The organism is Chryseobacterium sp. B21-037 (assembly GCF_028570785.1).
Classification (GTDB): domain Bacteria; phylum Bacteroidota; class Bacteroidia; order Flavobacteriales; family Weeksellaceae; genus Chryseobacterium; species Chryseobacterium proteolyticum.
Genome location: NZ_JALGCB010000001.1, coordinates 3541083 through 3558268, shown reverse-complemented (window position 1 = coordinate 3558268; position 17186 = coordinate 3541083). Strand labels below are relative to the sequence as shown.

At 36.2% G+C, this 17186-nt stretch carries 15 protein-coding genes and 1 pseudogene; 13 read left to right on the top strand and 3 right to left on the bottom strand.

The genetic code is table 11. The features are described from left to right. The first annotated feature begins 46 nt into the window (after positions 1-46). The 7 genes and pseudogenes from MTQ00_RS15815 (at position 47) to MTQ00_RS15785 (ending at position 6370) form a co-directional block, all read left to right on the top strand. Positions 47-955, top strand: a complete 909-nt coding sequence (locus tag MTQ00_RS15815; RefSeq protein WP_273650238.1) for a sugar kinase — start codon at positions 47-49, stop codon at positions 953-955. 26 nt (positions 956-981) lie between these two features. Next, positions 982-1506 carry an O-acetyl-ADP-ribose deacetylase gene (locus tag MTQ00_RS15810; RefSeq protein WP_273650237.1) on the top strand — a complete coding sequence of 175 codons (525 nt, stop codon included), beginning with the start codon at positions 982-984 and terminating at the stop codon, positions 1504-1506. After that, positions 1503-2189, top strand: coding sequence for an SIR2 family NAD-dependent protein deacylase (locus MTQ00_RS15805; protein ID WP_273650236.1), 687 nt, complete (start codon positions 1503-1505; stop codon positions 2187-2189). Before MTQ00_RS15810 ends, MTQ00_RS15805 begins: the two co-directional genes overlap by 4 nt. Next, on the top strand, positions 2189-3133 hold the full coding sequence (locus MTQ00_RS15800; protein WP_273650235.1) for an ADP-ribosylglycohydrolase family protein: 945 nt from the start codon (positions 2189-2191) through the stop codon (positions 3131-3133). The genes MTQ00_RS15805 and MTQ00_RS15800 overlap by 1 nt, the downstream gene beginning before the upstream one ends. A 108-nt stretch (positions 3134-3241) precedes the next feature. Beyond that, positions 3242-3783 (top strand): annotated as a pseudogene (locus MTQ00_RS15795) (RNA 2'-phosphotransferase). A 2-nt stretch (positions 3784-3785) separates the two neighbouring features. After that, complete coding sequence (locus tag MTQ00_RS15790) at positions 3786-4517, top strand: metallophosphoesterase family protein (RefSeq protein WP_273650234.1); 732 nt, start codon at positions 3786-3788, stop codon at positions 4515-4517. A gap of 128 nt (positions 4518-4645) precedes the next feature. Then, positions 4646-6370, top strand: coding sequence for a hypothetical protein (locus tag MTQ00_RS15785; protein ID WP_273650233.1), 1725 nt, complete (start codon positions 4646-4648; stop codon positions 6368-6370). A 33-nt stretch (positions 6371-6403) separates the two neighbouring features. Here the strand turns inward: MTQ00_RS15785 and MTQ00_RS15780 are convergent, their stop codons facing one another. After that, positions 6404-7285, bottom strand: a complete 882-nt coding sequence (locus tag MTQ00_RS15780) for a cupin-like domain-containing protein (protein ID WP_172281632.1) — start codon at positions 7283-7285, stop codon at positions 6404-6406. Between the two features lie 279 nt (positions 7286-7564). Continuing rightward, entirely contained in the window at positions 7565-8446 is an 882-nt protein-coding gene (locus MTQ00_RS15775) for a cupin-like domain-containing protein (RefSeq protein WP_172281630.1), read from the bottom strand. A 276-nt stretch (positions 8447-8722) separates the two neighbouring features. On the opposite strand from MTQ00_RS15775, the gene MTQ00_RS15770 reads away from it, so the two are divergent. Then, positions 8723-11425, top strand: coding sequence for a hypothetical protein (locus tag MTQ00_RS15770; RefSeq protein WP_273650232.1), 2703 nt, complete (start codon positions 8723-8725; stop codon positions 11423-11425). Between the two features lie 61 nt (positions 11426-11486). Here the strand turns inward: MTQ00_RS15770 and MTQ00_RS15765 are convergent, their stop codons facing one another. Next, positions 11487-11981 carry a DinB family protein gene (locus MTQ00_RS15765; RefSeq protein ID WP_172281626.1) on the bottom strand — a complete coding sequence of 165 codons (495 nt, stop codon included), beginning with the start codon at positions 11979-11981 and terminating at the stop codon, positions 11487-11489. A 239-nt stretch (positions 11982-12220) separates the two neighbouring features. On the opposite strand from MTQ00_RS15765, the gene MTQ00_RS15760 reads away from it, so the two are divergent. The 5 genes from MTQ00_RS15760 (at position 12221) to glmM (ending at position 17173) form a co-directional block, all read left to right on the top strand. Further along, positions 12221-13126, top strand: a complete 906-nt coding sequence (locus MTQ00_RS15760; protein WP_273650231.1) for a GLPGLI family protein — start codon at positions 12221-12223, stop codon at positions 13124-13126. Positions 13127-13261: 135 nt separating this feature from the next. Further along, complete coding sequence (locus tag MTQ00_RS15755; RefSeq protein ID WP_262888831.1) at positions 13262-13516, top strand: FeoA family protein; 255 nt, start codon at positions 13262-13264, stop codon at positions 13514-13516. Next, positions 13516-15549 carry a ferrous iron transport protein B gene (gene feoB / locus MTQ00_RS15750; protein WP_273650230.1) on the top strand — a complete coding sequence of 678 codons (2034 nt, stop codon included), beginning with the start codon at positions 13516-13518 and terminating at the stop codon, positions 15547-15549. Before MTQ00_RS15755 ends, feoB begins: the two co-directional genes overlap by 1 nt. Continuing rightward, positions 15549-15701, top strand: coding sequence for a hypothetical protein (locus tag MTQ00_RS15745; protein ID WP_273650229.1), 153 nt, complete (start codon positions 15549-15551; stop codon positions 15699-15701). The genes feoB and MTQ00_RS15745 overlap by 1 nt, the downstream gene beginning before the upstream one ends. An 89-nt stretch (positions 15702-15790) precedes the next feature. Next, entirely contained in the window at positions 15791-17173 is a 1383-nt protein-coding gene (gene glmM / locus MTQ00_RS15740) for a phosphoglucosamine mutase (protein WP_172281617.1), read from the top strand. Positions 17174-17186 lie beyond the last annotated feature (13 nt).

The following is a 17186-nucleotide window of genomic DNA, read 5'->3' as shown; positions in this document are numbered from 1 at the left end:
GATGAAAGGAATGAAAAGCATTTAAAATAAGCAATTGAAGTAAAGCATGAAACCAGAATACGCAATTATTATTAAGAACAAAACGAGATTGGAAGCTTTGATTGAACGGTTCAATACAAAAGCACAGGCCCGGTTTTATATCGAAAGTTCAGGGGGTGATTTTCAGGAATATGTTACTGAACATGAAAAGTTCTATCAGTCATTTCTTGAAGTCCAGACAAAACTTTCCAAAGTAATTAAAAATAAAGTGGTAGAACGAGAATTTGTACCCTCCTTTATTTTCTCTCAAAAGAATTTAATTGTGGTGGTTGGGCAGGATGGGTTGGTAGTGAATGTAGCAAAATACTCTAAAAATATACCTATCGTAGCAATTAACCCTGACCAGGAAAGGTATGATGGAGTACTGCTTCCTTTTAATACAAAAAACTTTCTGGATGGCATTTATTCTGTTATAAACGAAAATTTTAGTTCAAAGAGAATGAAGTTTGCTGAAGCAGTATTGAATGACGGGCAAAAGCTCCTGGCTGTAAATGATCTTTTCATTGGTGTTTCTTCCCATAGCTCAGCAAGGTATAAGGTGGTTATGAACGGAAAAGAAGAGATGCATTCTTCCAGTGGAATTATTGTTTCTACAAAGACAGGAAGTACCGGCTGGCTAAGCTCGATCTTTAATATGGCCTATGGAATTTTAGGATCTAAAGAACTGGAATATCCGGAACTCAATGAAGATGATCTATACTTTGCGGTGAGAGAACCTTTCAAAAGTAAAGCAACACAAACGGAAATTTGCAGTGGGCGAATAAAAAGAGGAAATAGGCTCGTTATAGAATCATTAATGCCAAATAATGGTTTTATATTTAGTGATGGAATTGAACAGGATTTTTTGCAGTTCAATAGTGGTGCAACCGTAGAAATTAAGCTGTCTGATGAAGAGGCGGTTTTGGTAATAAATTAAAAAATGGAAACAAAAATTAAAATTAGATGAGCCCACTTATTGAATTAATAAAAGGCGATATCACTAAAGTAAAGGCTGATGTTATTGTAAATGCGGCAAATTCGTCTTTACTTGGAGGAGGTGGTGTTGATGGGGCTATTCATCGTGCAGGTGGAAAGCAGATATTAAAAGAATGTATTCATATAAGAAATAAACAAGGAAAATGTAAAACGGGCGAGGCGGTTGTAACTTCTGCAGGAAATCTTCCTGCAACTTATGTTATTCATACCGTGGGACCGGTCTGGAATGGTGATGAAGAAGCAAAAGAATCGGTGCTTTTAGCTAATTGTTACAGGAATTCTTTACTATTAGCAGAGAGTCTTGATGCTAAAACAATAGCTTTTCCGAACATTAGTACCGGAATTTATCATTTCCCGAAAGAATTAGCAGCAAAAATTGCTATTAATGAAGTTCAAAATTTTTGGACAGAAAGGATTGAAAAAATTATTTTCGTTTGTTTCGATAATGAAAACGAAGCAATTTATGACAAACTATTAAAAGAAAAACAATGAAAAAACTAACCATATTAAGCGGTGCAGGAATTAGTGCCGAAAGCGGAATAAAGACATTCAGAGACGGAGATGGTCTCTGGGAAAATCATAATGTAACAGATGTGGCTAGCCCTGAGGGCTGGAGGAGGGACAGAGCATTGGTTTTGGAGTTTTACAATCAGAGACGCCGCCAGCTTCACGAAGTAGAACCTAATGATGCCCACCGGCTGTTAGCAGAGCTTGAGAAGTATTTCAATGTACAAATCATTACTCAGAATATAGATGATCTTCATGAAAGGGCAGGATCAACCAACATCCTCCACATCCATGGAGAATTGTTTAAGTCATGTTCGAGTCATAACAAAGACCTGATCTATGAGCAAAAAGATGATATTAACGAGGGAGATAAAGCTGAAGACGGATCTCAGTTAAGACCATTTATCGTTTGGTTTGGAGAAGATGTGCCTTTATACAATGTAGCAAGAGAAAAGGTAAAAGAAGCAGATATTTTAATTGTTATCGGAACTTCCTTGCAGGTATATCCGGCAGCAGGTCTGATACATGAAATTAAAGATGATTGTCTTTTGATCGTTATCAATCCCAATGAAACGGAGTTCGGATATGGTAAAAGAGCTGTAGTGATGAAAGAAAGTGCAACAAGAGGAATGAAATTATTGTTTGATAAGCTTGTAAATATGGCATAATGGAGAATGTGGTAAAATCTGGAATTTTCGGCGTTTGTGTTGGAGATGCGTTAGGGGTTCCTGTTGAATTTAAGAAAAGAGAAGATTTAAAGAAATCACCGGTTAAAGGATATTTGGAATATATGTCTTGGAATCAGCCTAAAGGAACCTGGAGTGATGATAGCTCTTTAACACTTTGTCTGGCGGAGGAGCTTACTAAAGGATATGATTTAGAGAAAATAGGACATAGTTTTGTTAAGTGGAATAAATATGGACATTGGACGGCTCATGGAAAACTTTTTGATATTGGCGGAACAACAAGACATTCTATTGCAAGGCTGATAAAAGGCGAAAGCGCAAAATTTTCAGGAAATATCTTTGAGGAAGATAATGGAAATGGTTCATTGATGAGAATTCTTCCATTAGCTTTTTATCTTGAAAAACAAGAGGATATCGACATGCTTTATAAAACAATTAAAGAAGTTTCTGCTATTACCCATGGCCATTTTCGCTCAGTATTTGCCTGTTTTATCTATATTGTTTTTGCTATCCAATTAATAAAAGGGAAAAGAAAAGAAGAAGCATATGAGTTTATGCAAAAAAGAAGTTTAAAATATGCAGAAATCAAAGGCTTTAATCCAAATGAAATTAAGCTTTTCGATAGGCTTTTAAAAAATGATATTTGGAAATATACTGAAGATGAAATTAAAAGCGGAGGATATGTTCTACACAGTTTAGAAGCTTCTTTATGGTGTTTTATGAATTCAGAAAGTTATTCTGAAGCGGTATTGAAAGCGGTTAACTTAGGTGAAGATACCGATACTACAGGGGCAATAACAGGAGGAATTGCTGGAATTTATTATGGTTTTGAAAATATTCCTGAAGACTGGATTTCAGAATTGGTAAGGAAGGAAGATATTGAAAAACTATGTGAAAAGCTGGAGACAAAATATTTTAGTAAGTAATAGAGCAATGAATACTATAAGTGAATATTTTAAAATATAATTGAAACAACAGGAATTCAAGTAAGATCTGATCCTGAAGAATATCATTGCTAAATAAAAAACATAATCATGAACGAAATAGAAAATAAAAGAATAAGTAAATTTTTAAGCCTGATTCTCCGTCATCAGCCAGAAACAATTCATCTGCATTTAGATGAAAATGGTTGGGCGGATGTGGAAGAATTGATTACAAAATCGGCTCGCAAAAGAGTGCATTTTACGATGGAGGAATTAGATAAGGTCGTAGAAACAAATAACAAAAAAAGGTTTGCTTTTAACGAAGATAAAACGAAAATACGAGCTAACCAGGGACACTCTATTGATATAGATCTGGCATTGATTCCTCAGCAGCCTCCGGAATATCTCTACCATGGAACTGCAGAAAGTAATATCAGCTCCATTATGGAAAAAGGGATTGAAAAAGAAGCAGGCAGCATGTTCATCTGAGTGCAGATAAAGATACTGCTACAAAAGTGGGAATGCGTCACGGAAAACCTGTAATTTTGACCATCCGGACAGGCAAAATGTCTGAAGAAGGAATTCAGTTCTATCTTTCAGACAATGGAGTCTGGCTGACGGATTTTGTTGACACGAAATATATTTCAAAGTAAAAATGAAGAGAAAGTTAGTAATAGGTGATATTCATGGAGGTTTTAAAGCGCTGATCCAGGTTCTTGACCGGGCTCAGGTAAAAAGTGATGATCAATTAATCTTTCTTGGAGATTATGTAGACGGCTGGAGTGAATCTTCCCATATTATTGCCTTTCTGATTGAACTTTCAAAAAAGCAGGATTGTATTTTTATTAAAGGAAACCATGATACCTGGTGTGAAGACTGGCTTTCTTTCGGGGAAACTCCTGAAGTGTGGCTCAATAATGGGGGGAGAAAGACTATCGAAAGTTATGATGCCTATTCCAAAATAGAATTACAGCAACATTTGGAGTTTTTTCAGCATATGAAAAACTATGATGTAGATGATCAGAACCGTTTATTTATTCATGCCGGATATTCTTCAATGCACGGCCCGGAAAGAGAGGTCTATTCCAGCAATTACCGATGGGATCGGACGCTTTGGGAAACGGCTGTTTGTATGGATAAAAAGCTGAGCAAGAACTCTGAATTATATCCTAAAAGGCTGCTTTTGTATAACGAGATATTTATTGGGCATACCCCTACTATTGACCTGGGAAGCAAAGAACCTCTACACAAAGCCAATGTCTGGAATCTGGATACCGGGGCTGCTTATACAGGATCATTGTCCATTATGGATGCAGACACCAAAGAGTTCTGGCAGAGTGATCCTCTTCCTGCTTTATATCCTGATGAGACAGGAAGGAATGGGTAGCTGCTAATCGAGAAATCAATGATAATCAGAGACATTCTTACTTCTTTAAAAGAACCCCCCGGTCTTTATGATTAACCAAAAGATTCATCAATAATTTCAGTAATTTTATAATCTGAAATTTTATCTTCATGAAACTTAAATTTGTTCTATTATTACTTAGTTCTTCATTGTTTTTTTCACAGAAATCTTTCCAGACGCCTTTTGAAAAAGGAAATGGCAACCAGACCGTTACCTATGATGAGATGAATAACTATTACCAGGATCTGGCTAAAAAATTTAATACAATTCAATACCTTAAAAAAGGGGAAGATGATAACGGAAAGCCCATCTATCTTGTTATCTATAATCCGTTTCCGGAAAAAGATATTGAAAAGCTGAGAAAAGAAAAAGCAATCCTTTTTGTTAATAATGGAATCCATCCGGGAGAACCGGACGGAATTGATGCAACCATGATGCTCATTCGGGATCTTGCCACAAAAAAAATAAAGACTCCACAGAATTTTATCATAGCAGCTATTTCGGCATATAACGTAAGCGGAATGCTGAACAGAGGGTCTTACTCCAGAGCGAATCAAAACGGTCCGGAACAATACGGATTCAGAGGAAATGCCAGGAACTATGATCTGAATAGGGATTTTATTAAAGCCGATTCTAAAAATGCCAGAAGTTTCCAGGAAATATACCAGTGGCTGAAGCCGGATGTCTTTATCGATAACCATGTAAGCAACGGGGCAGATTACCAATATACGTTTACCTATATTTCAACTTTTAAAGAACGCCTTGGAAATGTACTGGGAAATTATTTTTACAATGATTATCAGGCAAAGAACCTGCAGGATTTAAAAAAACTGGGATATGAGAGCACTCCATATGTGAATATTCATGGGGATGTCCCTGAAATCGGATTTGCAGCCTTTGAGGATTCACCACGATACTCAACGGGATATACTTCTTTATTCAACTCATTGGGCACGGTTCCGGAAACGCATATGCTCAAACCTTACGACAAAAGGGTTGATGCAACGTATAAGTATATGCTTGTTAACCTTCAGAATCTGGATAAAGAGTATAAAAAGATCAAAGACTATCGTATTGAAAACCTAAAGCAATATCAGCCAGGAAAACAATATGGTATCCGCTGGAAGATTGATTCTACAAAATTTTCCACGATGGATTTTAAAGGATATGAAGGAAAATATAAACCCAGCGAAGTATCCGGAAAACCAAGATTGTATTACGACAGGACAAGTCCTTTTACAAAAAATATAAAATTGTTTACGACTGCTGTTCCTACGGGTTACATTACAATTCCAAAATATTATGTCATTCCGCAGTCCCAGTACAGGGTTATTGAAGAATTCAAAAGGAATAAAATAGAAATGAAACCGATTCAAAAGGACAGTGCAATAGCGGTGGAGTCCTATAAGATCAATGATTTTAAAACGGTTAAAAATCCGTACGAAGGACATTATCTTCATTATGAAACAACGGTTGATAAATCCGATAAAAAAATGAATTTCCTGGAAGGTGATTATATAGTTTCTACACAACAGCCGGGAGTTAAATACATTATTGAAACCCTTGAGCCGGAAGCATTGGATTCCTTCTTTAACTGGAATTTCTTTGATGGTATTCTGGCACAAAAGGAATATTTTTCAGCATATATCTTTGAAGATACCGCGGCTGAACTATTAAAAAAAGATCCTAAACTGAAAAAGGACTTTGACGATAAAAAATCATCAGATAAAAAATTTGCAGATGATGGTGCTGCTCAGCTAGACTGGGTTTATAGACATTCTCCTTATTTTGAAGAAAAGACATTCAGGCAATATCCGGTGTATAGGATTTTGTAAAAAGTGAAGGCGTTTCATCTGAAACGCCTTTTTTTATTTTGGTAAGCCTCTTTTTAAAGCATAATTGGCTCGTTCAACAGCTTTTTTCTCTTTCCAGTCCATATACCTTTTTTTGAAATTGGACTTCATGATATCATCAAATTTACGCTGTACCGTAAGATTCCATAAAGAGTGTGCCTTTACTGCCCAGGATTTATCCCAAGCCCTTAAGGAAATAGAGAAACTTCCGTCCAGATACTTCATCCAGTGCCACCATCCTGTAGGCATAAACAAGGTGTCTCCATGTTCAAGGAAGCATTCAATACCTTCCACTCCGTCAAGCGCCGGGAATTTAGTGAAATCAGGATTCTCAATATCGTAATCTTCCAGAGCATACGTAGCATAAGGAATCTGATAAAGTCTTTCTTTCCATTTGTAATCAAAGAGCATGATATGTTTTCTGCCATTGAAGTGCGTATGGAAGATATGCGCCATATCGATATCAAAATGAAGGAAAGTAACCGATCCTTTTCCTCCAAAGAACATATTCGGATATTTATCAAGGAACCCTCCCATTAATTCTTTGGGAGAAATATAATCTTCAAGAAGTTTTGGAGCAAATTTAATCGGATCAAAAAGGAAGATTCTAAGATCTGTAGGCTCTTTCTGAATCAAATCGATATAATCTCCAAATTTCATTTTGGCTGCAGATGCATTGATGGGAGCAGACGGGTCAGCCTTTGAGCTGTCATATAAGGGGACTTCTACATCACCTACCGTTTCCTTCATATAATCCATTGTCCATTTTTGATATGCAGGCCATTTTTTTGCCATGTTTTTGATGACAACGGGCCTTCTCGGCTTTAGATATTTTTCGTAGAAATCTTCTTTACTGATATCGTCTACAACATCTATAGGCTTTAAAATAATTCCCATTCTGTAAATTTTATGTTACAAAATTATTAAATTAAATAAATATAATATTGTGTTTAAGTTTTTTTTAATCTATGATTCAAATCACTATCATAAATATTTAGACCAGATAAAAATAATAAAAAGAAGTGTAATGCAATAGTATTTTATTTATCATGCGTAATAACTAAAGGACTCCACAAAATTTAGAATTCAATACAAATAGTCTTAGTATCCAACAAAAAATTATGGGTTTCGATTGGATCAAAACCTATGATTAAGAATTTTGTAAAATAAGAATATTTACTTAGGCAAGCCTCTGCGTAAGGCTATTTCCGCTCTTTTTATGGCTATTTTTTCCTTCCAGTCCATATATTTCTTCTTGAAATTGACCTTCATGATATCATCGAATTTACGTTGTACCGTAAGATTCCAGATAGAGTGGGCCTTTACAGCCCAGGATTTATCCCATGCCCTTAAGGAAAGAGAGAAACTTCCGTCCAGATATTTCATCCAGTGCCACCATCCTGTAGGCATAAATAAGGTATCCCCATGTTCCAGAAAGCATTCAATACCTTCGATCCCATTCAGTGCGGGAAATTTGGTAAAATCAGGATTTGAAATGTCATAATCCTCCAATGCATAGGTGGTATAAGGGATCTTATATAATCTTTCTTTCCATTTATTTTCAAAAAGAATAACGTGCTTTCTCCCGTTGAAGTGGGTATGAAAAATGTGGGGAAGGTCTATATCATAATGCAGAAAAGTAACGGACCCAGTTCCTCCGAAAAACATGGAAGGATATTTATCCAGGAAGCCGCCCATTAAATCTTTTGGAGAAATATAATCATCCAGCAGCTTATTGGCATATTTAATAGGATCAAAGAAAAAAATACGAAGATCGGTAGGTTCTCTTTGGATCAGGTCTATATAATCGCCAAACTTCATTTTTGTAGTAGGGGTATTGATCGGTGCTGAGGGATCAGCTTTGGAACTGTCATATAATGGAACTTCTACGTCTCCTACTGTCTCTTTGATGTGGTCCATTGTCCATTTTTGATATGCAGGCCATTTTTTTGCCATATTTTTGATGACAACAGGCCTTCTCGGCCTTAGGTATTTTTCGTAGAATTCTTCCTTAGTAATGTCATCTACAATGTCAATAGGCTTTAAGACAATTCCCATTTTATAAATTTTATGTTACAAAACTATTAAATAAATATTGATATTAAGTAAATTAAGATTTATTTAACCTATGGCTTTAATCATTTATTTTATTTAGTCAAAATAAAATGAAGCAAAACTTATATCCCTAAAATACACAAACAAAAAAAACCAAAAAAAATTATCACTAAAAACATAGTGAAAAACAGTGTTTTAACTTATTTGCCTGAAATGCATCTCTATAGAGGTGTAACAAAAAACACCGAATAATAACTAATTAAGCAAATAACTAGAATTATGAAAAAGAATATTACTTTATTTCTGATGATTTTTCTTTCTGTGCTTACTTATGCGCAAAAGACGATTATAGGTAAAATCACAGATGAAGATGGTGTTCCTATTCCAAGCGCAAGTGTAACGGTAGAAGAACCGGGTAAAGATGCGATCTTAGCTTATGGAATTACCAATTCAAAAGGGGAATATAAAGTAACTTTTACTACAGCAGAGTCTAATGTTGATTTGAAAGTAAAGGCATTTAACCAAAAACCATTAACTAAACAGATAAGCAACAGTGATCAGACGCTAAGTTTTAAAATGCAGTCTGAGGCTACCGAGATCAAGGAAGTTCAACTGAAAACCAAGATGATTACGGCGAGAGGGGATACCATTGCGTATGATCTTAAAGCTTTTGACAGTAAGAGTGACAGGACACTGGCTGATGTGATGAAAAAGATTCCTGGTATTGAGGTTAATACGGACGGAACGATACTTTATCAGGGGAATGCGATCAATAAATTCTACGTTAATGGGAAAGACCTGATGGAAGGAGGATACGGAACGATTAATAATTCTTTACCAAAGGATGCTGTACAGAAAGTTGAAGTGCTTGAAAATCACCAACCTGTAAAAATTCTTCAGGATAAAGTACCTTCCGACCAGGCGGCAATCAATATTAAATTAAAGAATTCCGTTACCATGACTGGTAGAGGAGAAGTAGGAACAGGATTTGGAGAACCTTGGCTCTGGAATGTGAAACTGACTCCTATGTTCTTTGGACAGAAAAGCCAATGGGTAGTTAATTATAAAACCAATAATATGGGAGAGCAGGTTGAAAATGAAGGAAATATATTGGCTTTTGGAAACAGGTTCGAAGGAAAGAGGATTAATGCCTCACAAAATGACTGGCTCACTGTAGAAAATGCAGACACTCCCAGCCTTCCGGTAAAAAGATACTTATTAAATAATGTCCACTATTTATCCGCTAATTATTTAACCAATATCGATAAAAAGAAAGAATGGGAACTTAAGGCCAATGCCAACTATACAAATAATGCAGTAGAAAGAGAAGCTTATAATAGGAAAGATTATTTCGATGGAAGCTCTAATACAACTAATATTCTTAATAATTTTTATACGGATAAAGCTAAAGGAGAATTGATTTTTACAAAAAATGCAAAAAAAGGATTCTTCAAGAATACAACAAGCTTTTCTCAATACTGGAATGCAGACAGAGGACTGGTAGACAGAACCGACCTTACTTCCGGAAAACAAAGAAATGCAGGGGAAAGCCTTGAATCTCCTACGACATCATTTCAAAACTCCTTAAGTACGATTATACCATGGAAGGAAAAAATGGTGAACCTTTTATCCTATGTAAGCTATCAGACAGACAGGCAAACATTGGAAGTTTCTCCAACATCATATCTGGATATCCCTGGATTTAAAGTGTTACCGAATTCTGATTTTGTTACCCAAAACCTAAGGCTTAAAACTTTTGAGGCAAATCATTCTGCAAATATTGGATTTTCTACAAAGGGATGGACCTTTACTCCTGAAGTAGGATTTAATTTCAAAACAACGGATCTGGTTTCAGACCTGTATAACATTGAAACAATTCCGTCCACGAATCCGAATGATCTACCGACACTTTCTACCGCATACAGCAATGACCTGAGATATTCCACAGCAACTCCTTACGGAAGTTTAGGGGTTAATTATAAAAATGATTCCTGGATGCTTTATGCCAACATCCCGGTCAATTCTAATAATATTAAAGCGGAGGACCCGTTCAGAAATGTTTCTAAAACGGTTAATAAAGTTACATTTGAGCCAAGTGTTTTTGCTCAATATACATTTGCTTCATTCTGGAAAGCGTCGGTAAACGCGAATATCAATAATAATTTTGGAGAAATTAATACAGCATATTCAGGATTCTTGATGACTTCTCCAAGTGGAATTAATGCAATGGATCCAAAAAATCCGATTCCTCAGAACAACAATAAATCAGCAGGAACAAGAATTGAATACAGAAACCCGCTGAATAATTTATTCTTTAATGTAAACTACAGATATTCCGATGCGAAAAGAAACCTGATTTCCAATCCTACAATCAATGGTGCGGGATATACAATAATGAATTACAAAGAACAGGATAATCATGTATTGAATAATGGATACAGTGCAGAAGTTGGAAAGTATTTTCCAAAGTTTAAAACCAATGCCTCCCTTAGCTATAGTAACAACACCGTGAAATCAGACCTGTTTTTAAATAATGATTCCTATACCAACAAGAATAACAGCCAGTCGTACGGAATTAAATTCAATAATACTTATTTCAGCTGGATGAGTATAGATTATAACGCAAGTATTTCCCGAACAAAACAGACCAGTGTTGGAAAGGTTAGTTCTAACGCTACCAGAACAGGCTTCACCCATAATCTTGGACTTTTCTTCTATCCTATAGAAAACCATACAGTCGGGTTCAATTGGGATCAGGTGAACACAAATGCAGCTGAACAGAAGTACCATAACGGATTCTACGATGTGTCCTATCAGTTTACCTGGGCTAAAAAGAAAATAGATTTCGAACTGAAGTGGATGAATATTGCGAATAAAAAGGTATTCGAAACCTATGATATTAATACGACCAATATTACCTATACGAGATATCAGCTTCGTCCAAGTCAGGTAATGTTTACCGTGAAATTTAACTTCAAATAATAAACTACATAAACAGAAAAAGCCAATCCCTTGGGATTGGCTTTTTCATTTAAACTATATTTTAAAAGCTTTGTACGTCTGCAGACGGACCGTAACTTCCCGGCAAAGGAATATCATTGAGCCTGTAGTATACTCCCAGCTGAGCTCTGTGGTGGGTAATTTGATTTAAACTGTGGCGGATTGATGCATACTTGGTCCATTTTGCCAATTCATGCCCATTATGTTTTAAAGCCCAGGTAGAATTCAGGTCATCTTCTTTTGCATTTTCCAATGCGTCGATACCCGATTTATAGTTCTCATCCAGTTTTTTTAATAAATCTTCTTTCGTAGCAGACGTGGTTGGATGTTGTGCGGTTCCAAAATCCAGTTCAGATGTTTTCAGCATGGTGTTGGGCCACTCAAAAACATCAGCAAGATGGTTGGCAAGCGATTTCATTTTCATACTTTTTTCGTGAGGAGCATACTCATTTTTGTCATCGGGATAGAGGTCAAAAAATTTTCTGGTGGTTTGATACTCACTATCAAGTTCGGATTTTAATTGAGCTAATGTGTCCATTTTAATTTTGTTTTTAGGTATTTAAAGTTAAAACTTTTATAGCTATAAAGGTTTTGACGACATAATAATCTTTAAAAATGAATATGAAAAAAGAAGATGCCACTGAAAATAATTTTTTATATAGCTATTAACCTGGCGGAGCCATATTTCCGGGGCTTACCATAAAGAACTTATAAATAAAGAGAAAAAAGTTGTAACATTTTTGATACAATAGCAACTAATAAGTAAACATTATTACAATGAAAAAGTTGCTTTCAGTATTCTTAATTGCTCTTTTTGCTTTTGCCAATGCTCAGGAGTCTAAAGAAACTGCAAACCGTTTCTTTTACGAACTTACTTTTAAACCTAAAAAAGATTCTACTAAAATAGATAAGGTTATTACGATATTGGATATTACAGATAAAAACAGATCGATTTATCAGGATTATACCATTATCGCACAGGATTCGATCCTGAAGGTGGAAATAGAAGCAATGCAGAAGGCAGGTGTGATGAAAGACCTTTCAAAAACAATCAGACAGCCTAAAATTTCTGCCAGGGTTTATAAATTTTATCCAAGCATGAAAGTGCAGTATGTTGATAAAATTGCCAGTGGATTTACTCCAAGTAATATCGGATATAACGAGGAGCCGAAATTCAACTGGAATATTCTTACCGACAAACAAAAAATAGGAGCTTATAATACACAAAAAGCAACCACAGAATTCGGAGGAAGAAAATGGACAGCATGGTTCAGTACGGATCTGCCTTTTCCTGACGGTCCTTACAAGTTTTCTGGTCTTCCGGGTCTGATTGTCAAGATAGAGGACGATGCAAAAGATTATTCATGGGTGCTTCAGGGAAATAAGAAGGTGAAAGATTACACAGAATATTCATACGTAGAAAACCTGATGCAGGCGAAAGGAGGAAAGGTAAACGAACTGACCAGAGAAAAATTCGAAAAAACGTATAACGATTTCAAAAAAGATCCTTTTGCTACTCTGAGACCGATGATGACACAGGACATGCTTTCCAAGACCATACCGGGAATGGATGGAACTGTAGGTGATATGTTGAAGAAACAGGAAAAACAATACAAAGATTTCTTTAATGCCAATGATAACCCGATTGAGAAGGTTGAAATAACTGACAAAAAGAAAAAATAGACATTCAATTAACTAAATTATATTTTATCAAATGAACCCAAATGTTTTTACAGCATTTGGGTTTATTTTTTTTAAGACTAAGGTTATTTAGATTAAATTTAAATAGCGTACATTTGCATGTACAAAAAGCAGGCTTTGAAAGAGAAGGATTTACATAAATTAAGCGGATTCCCTAAGAACAAAATGGGGAAGATATTGGGTTATGATAATGATCATCTAAAGATGCCAAACAAAATTATAGAAATGGGTCTTTTACCGGAAACCGTTTTCAGGATTTTGTATCAGGCTCCATTTAGTGGTCCCATGTATGTGGAATTTGGAGATGAAAAAAGCCGTATAGCTCTCAGAGAAGAAGAAGGGGATTATATAATTGTACAAGAATGGGATTAATGCAGGAAAATAAGAAAAAAAAGGTACTTTTAGTTGGAAATCCGAATGTAGGAAAATCTACGGTTTTCAATACACTCTGTAATAAAAAACAGAAGACCGGGAATTATGCCGGTGTTACTGTAGCAAGCTATTCCGGACATTACAGCTACAAGGATGAGGAAGTGGAAGTGGTGGATTTACCGGGTTCTTACAGTATATATCCGAGCTCTGAAGATGAAGCTATCTTTTCAAAATTTCTGATCGATGAGCAGCAAAACTATGCCGGAGTTGTTTATATCCTTGAGGCCTTAAGTTTAAAAAGGGGGCTTCTTTTGTTTCAACAGATCCAGGATCTGGGTATTCCTCTTATTTTGGTAGTTAACCAGATCGACCAGGCTCAAAGACGCGGGATTGATATCGATATCCAGCAGTTCTCAAATGCTTTAAATATTAAAATTATCCAAACCAATGCTAAAGAGCAAATCGGAATAGATCAGATAAGGGAAGCTGTTTTTAATAATGATTTTAAAAAAACGGAAAAAACTTCTTTTGAAATTCCGAATGAACATAAAGATTTTATAGCAAAAATTGTGGCTCATAAGGGCTTGGATAGTGATTATGAAGCCTGGATGAGTATATCATCGGGAGTAGAACTCAGCAAAATAGAATCTGTTCATGATATTCTCAATAGTCCGGATGCTAAAAGTCTGGTTCCGAAGAGACTACAGGTTCAGGAGACAGTAAGAAGATACCAGAATGTTGATAAGATATTAGCGAATGTAATCACTAAAAAGCCACAGTTCAAAGAACTGCTTACCGAAAAGCTGGATAAAGTTTTGGTGCATAAGTTCTGGGGATATGTGATTTTCATGCTGATCTTACTTATTATATTCCAAAGCGTATTCTTCCTTGCGGAGTATCCGATGAACTGGATCGAAAGTTTCTTCTCATGGCTGTCCGCATTCACTGGCGAGTATCTTCCTGAAGGACCGGTAAATTCACTTGTTTCTAATGGAATTATCCCGGGATTAGGAGGGATTATGGTATTTGCTCCTCAAATCGGAATTTTGTTATACTTCTTATATCTGTTAGAAGATTCAGGATATATGGCAAGAGTAATCTTCCTGATGGATAGATTTTTAAGGCCATTTGGACTCAACGGGAAAAGTATTGTCCCATTGGTTTCCGGAACAGCTTGTGCGATCCCTGCTGTGATTTCCACACGTAATATCGAAAACGTTAAGGAAAGACTCCTGACCATTTTAGTAACTCCTTTCATGACCTGTTCTGCAAGACTTCCTGTATATAGCATCATTATCGGCTTGGTTATTTCAGACAAAAGCTTTTTAGGAATAAAGTATAAAGCTCTGGTATTAATGGGAATGTATCTGTTAGGATTTCTTGTCGCTTTATTTTCAGCAGCCATCTTAAAAAGATTTATTAAAGATAAAGGTAAAACATACCTTGTAATGGATTTGCCTACTTATAAAAAACCATTGTTCGGATATGATTTCAAAATGGTTTTAGGAAAGGTTTGGGACTTTATAACGGGAGCAGGAAAGATAATCTTTATTGTAAGTATTATCATCTGGTTCTTAAGTTATTTCGGACCGGCACAGAAGACCAATCAAATGGTTGCTACAGATGTTAAGCTGGATCACTCCTACCTTGCAAAAATGGGTAAGGCTATAGAGCCGGCCATTGCTCCTTTGGGTTATGATTGGAAAATGGGAGTAGGAATCATTACCAGTTTTGTAGCTAGAGAAGTTTTTGTAGGTACAATGTCTACCTTATACAGCCTGAGTGATGATGCTCCTGAAGTAAAAGTAATTGACAAAATGAGACACGATGTGAAACCAAACGGTGAAAAAGTGTTTAATTTTGCAACAGGAATCTCTATCCTTTTATTTTATGCATTTGCAATGCAGTGTGTTTCCACACTTGCAGTAGTCTACAGAGAAACAAAAAGCCTTAAATGGACAGGCTTTCAGGTTGTTATGATGACTGGTTTGGCATATTTTGTGTCTATGTTTATTTATCAAATTCTAAAATAATGAACTCTTCATTAATTTTTCAATATATTATCGTACTACTCATTGTAGGATTCGCCTGTTACTCTCTTTTCAGAGTGATCAGAAAGAATTTTGCACCTAAAAAATTCAGCTCTAAAGGAGGAGGTTGTGATAAAGATTGCGGTTGTTCATAAATTTGTCACACAAATAATGTAAATAATTTCTAATTTTGCTCAGCCTTACGCAGAATATAAATAGAATTTAAACTTACAAAAGACCTACAATGTCATTAATTAAAAGTATTTCAGGAATCCGGGGAACGATCGGGGGAAAAGTAAATGATAACTTAACTCCACTTGATGTGGTAAAGTTTGCTTCCGCTTTCGGGACCTGGCTTCAGAACAATAAAAACAAAAAAAACTTAACGCTTGTTATAGGAAGGGATGCAAGGATTTCCGGTGGAATGGTTTCCTCTCTGGTAACGGCTACATTACAGGGACTGGGGATCAATGTTATTGATCTCGGACTTTCTACAACACCTACCGTGGAAATTATGGTTCCGGAACTGAAGGCGGACGGAGGAATTATCCTTACCGCTTCCCATAATCCAAAACAATGGAACGCCCTTAAATTGTTGAATGAAAAAGGAGAATTCATCAGTGGTGAGAACGGGGCAGAGATGCTGGCAATCGCTGAAAGTGAAGATTTCAACTTTGCGGAAGTAGACGATTTAGGGAAATATGAAACAAGGGACGATGCCTTTGATATTCATATCCAGCAGATCCTTGATCTTCCCATGGTAGATGTTGAAGCCATTAAAGCCAAAAAATTCAAAGTTGTTTTAGACGCTGTGAATTCTACAGGTGGAATAGCGATTCCGATGTTGCTGGATAAACTTGGATGTGAAACCATAAAACTGTATTGTGAGCCTAACGGACATTTTCCGCATAACCCGGAGCCTCTGAAAGAACATTTGGGAGACATCTGCGAACTGGTAAAAAAAGAAAAAGCAGATTTCGGAGTGGTAGTGGATCCTGATGTTGACAGGCTGGCTCTGATCGATGAAAAGGGAGAGATGTTTGGAGAAGAGTATACATTGGTTGCAGTGGCGGATTATTTATTAAAACATAAAAACGGAGTTGCCATATCCAATCTTTCTTCGAGCCGTGCATTGAGGGATATCGCCCGGAATCATAATTCTGAATATTTCGCAAGTGCGGTAGGAGAGGTAAATGTTGTTACCCTGATGAAAGAGAAAAATGCGGTTATCGGAGGAGAAGGAAACGGAGGAATTATTTATCCTGATCTTCACTACGGAAGAGACTCTTTGGTAGGCGTTGCCCTTTTCCTTACTTATCTGGCAAAAGAAAACAAAACCGTTTCAGAGCTGAGAGCAGGATATCCAAGCTATTTTATGGGGAAAAAGAAAATTGAACTTACCCCTGAAATCAACGTAGATGATATTTTAGCCAAAATGGAAAAAGAATATCAGAACGAAGAAGTTTCTACCATAGATGGAGTGAAAATAGATTTTGAAAACAACTGGGTTCACCTTCGTAAATCGAATACGGAACCTATTATCAGAGTCTATACTGAGGCCAAATCCCAGGAAGAGGCAGATCAGCTGGCAGACCAGATTATAGCGAAAATAAATAGCCTGATTTAAAAAGATGAAAGAA

Bases quoted from the DNA above. Each gene is read 5' to 3' on its own strand.
- MTQ00_RS15815 (WP_273650238.1), top strand. From the start codon at position 47: ATGAAACCAGAATACGCAATTATTATTAAGAACAAAACGAGATTGGAA.
- MTQ00_RS15810 (WP_273650237.1), top strand. From the start codon at position 982: ATGAGCCCACTTATTGAATTAATAAAAGGCGATATCACTAAAGTAAAG.
- MTQ00_RS15805 (WP_273650236.1), top strand. From the start codon at position 1,503: ATGAAAAAACTAACCATATTAAGCGGTGCAGGAATTAGTGCCGAAAGC.
- MTQ00_RS15800 (WP_273650235.1), top strand. From the start codon at position 2,189: ATGGAGAATGTGGTAAAATCTGGAATTTTCGGCGTTTGTGTTGGAGAT.
- MTQ00_RS15790 (WP_273650234.1), top strand. From the start codon at position 3,786: ATGAAGAGAAAGTTAGTAATAGGTGATATTCATGGAGGTTTTAAAGCG.
- MTQ00_RS15785 (WP_273650233.1), top strand. From the start codon at position 4,646: ATGAAACTTAAATTTGTTCTATTATTACTTAGTTCTTCATTGTTTTTT.
- MTQ00_RS15780 (WP_172281632.1), bottom strand. From the start codon at position 7,285: ATGGGAATTATTTTAAAGCCTATAGATGTTGTAGACGATATCAGTAAA.
- MTQ00_RS15775 (WP_172281630.1), bottom strand. From the start codon at position 8,446: ATGGGAATTGTCTTAAAGCCTATTGACATTGTAGATGACATTACTAAG.
- MTQ00_RS15770 (WP_273650232.1), top strand. From the start codon at position 8,723: ATGAAAAAGAATATTACTTTATTTCTGATGATTTTTCTTTCTGTGCTT.
- MTQ00_RS15765 (WP_172281626.1), bottom strand. From the start codon at position 11,981: ATGGACACATTAGCTCAATTAAAATCCGAACTTGATAGTGAGTATCAA.
- MTQ00_RS15760 (WP_273650231.1), top strand. From the start codon at position 12,221: ATGAAAAAGTTGCTTTCAGTATTCTTAATTGCTCTTTTTGCTTTTGCC.
- feoB (WP_273650230.1), top strand. From the start codon at position 13,516: ATGCAGGAAAATAAGAAAAAAAAGGTACTTTTAGTTGGAAATCCGAAT.
- MTQ00_RS15745 (WP_273650229.1), top strand. From the start codon at position 15,549: ATGAACTCTTCATTAATTTTTCAATATATTATCGTACTACTCATTGTA.
- glmM (WP_172281617.1), top strand. From the start codon at position 15,791: ATGTCATTAATTAAAAGTATTTCAGGAATCCGGGGAACGATCGGGGGA.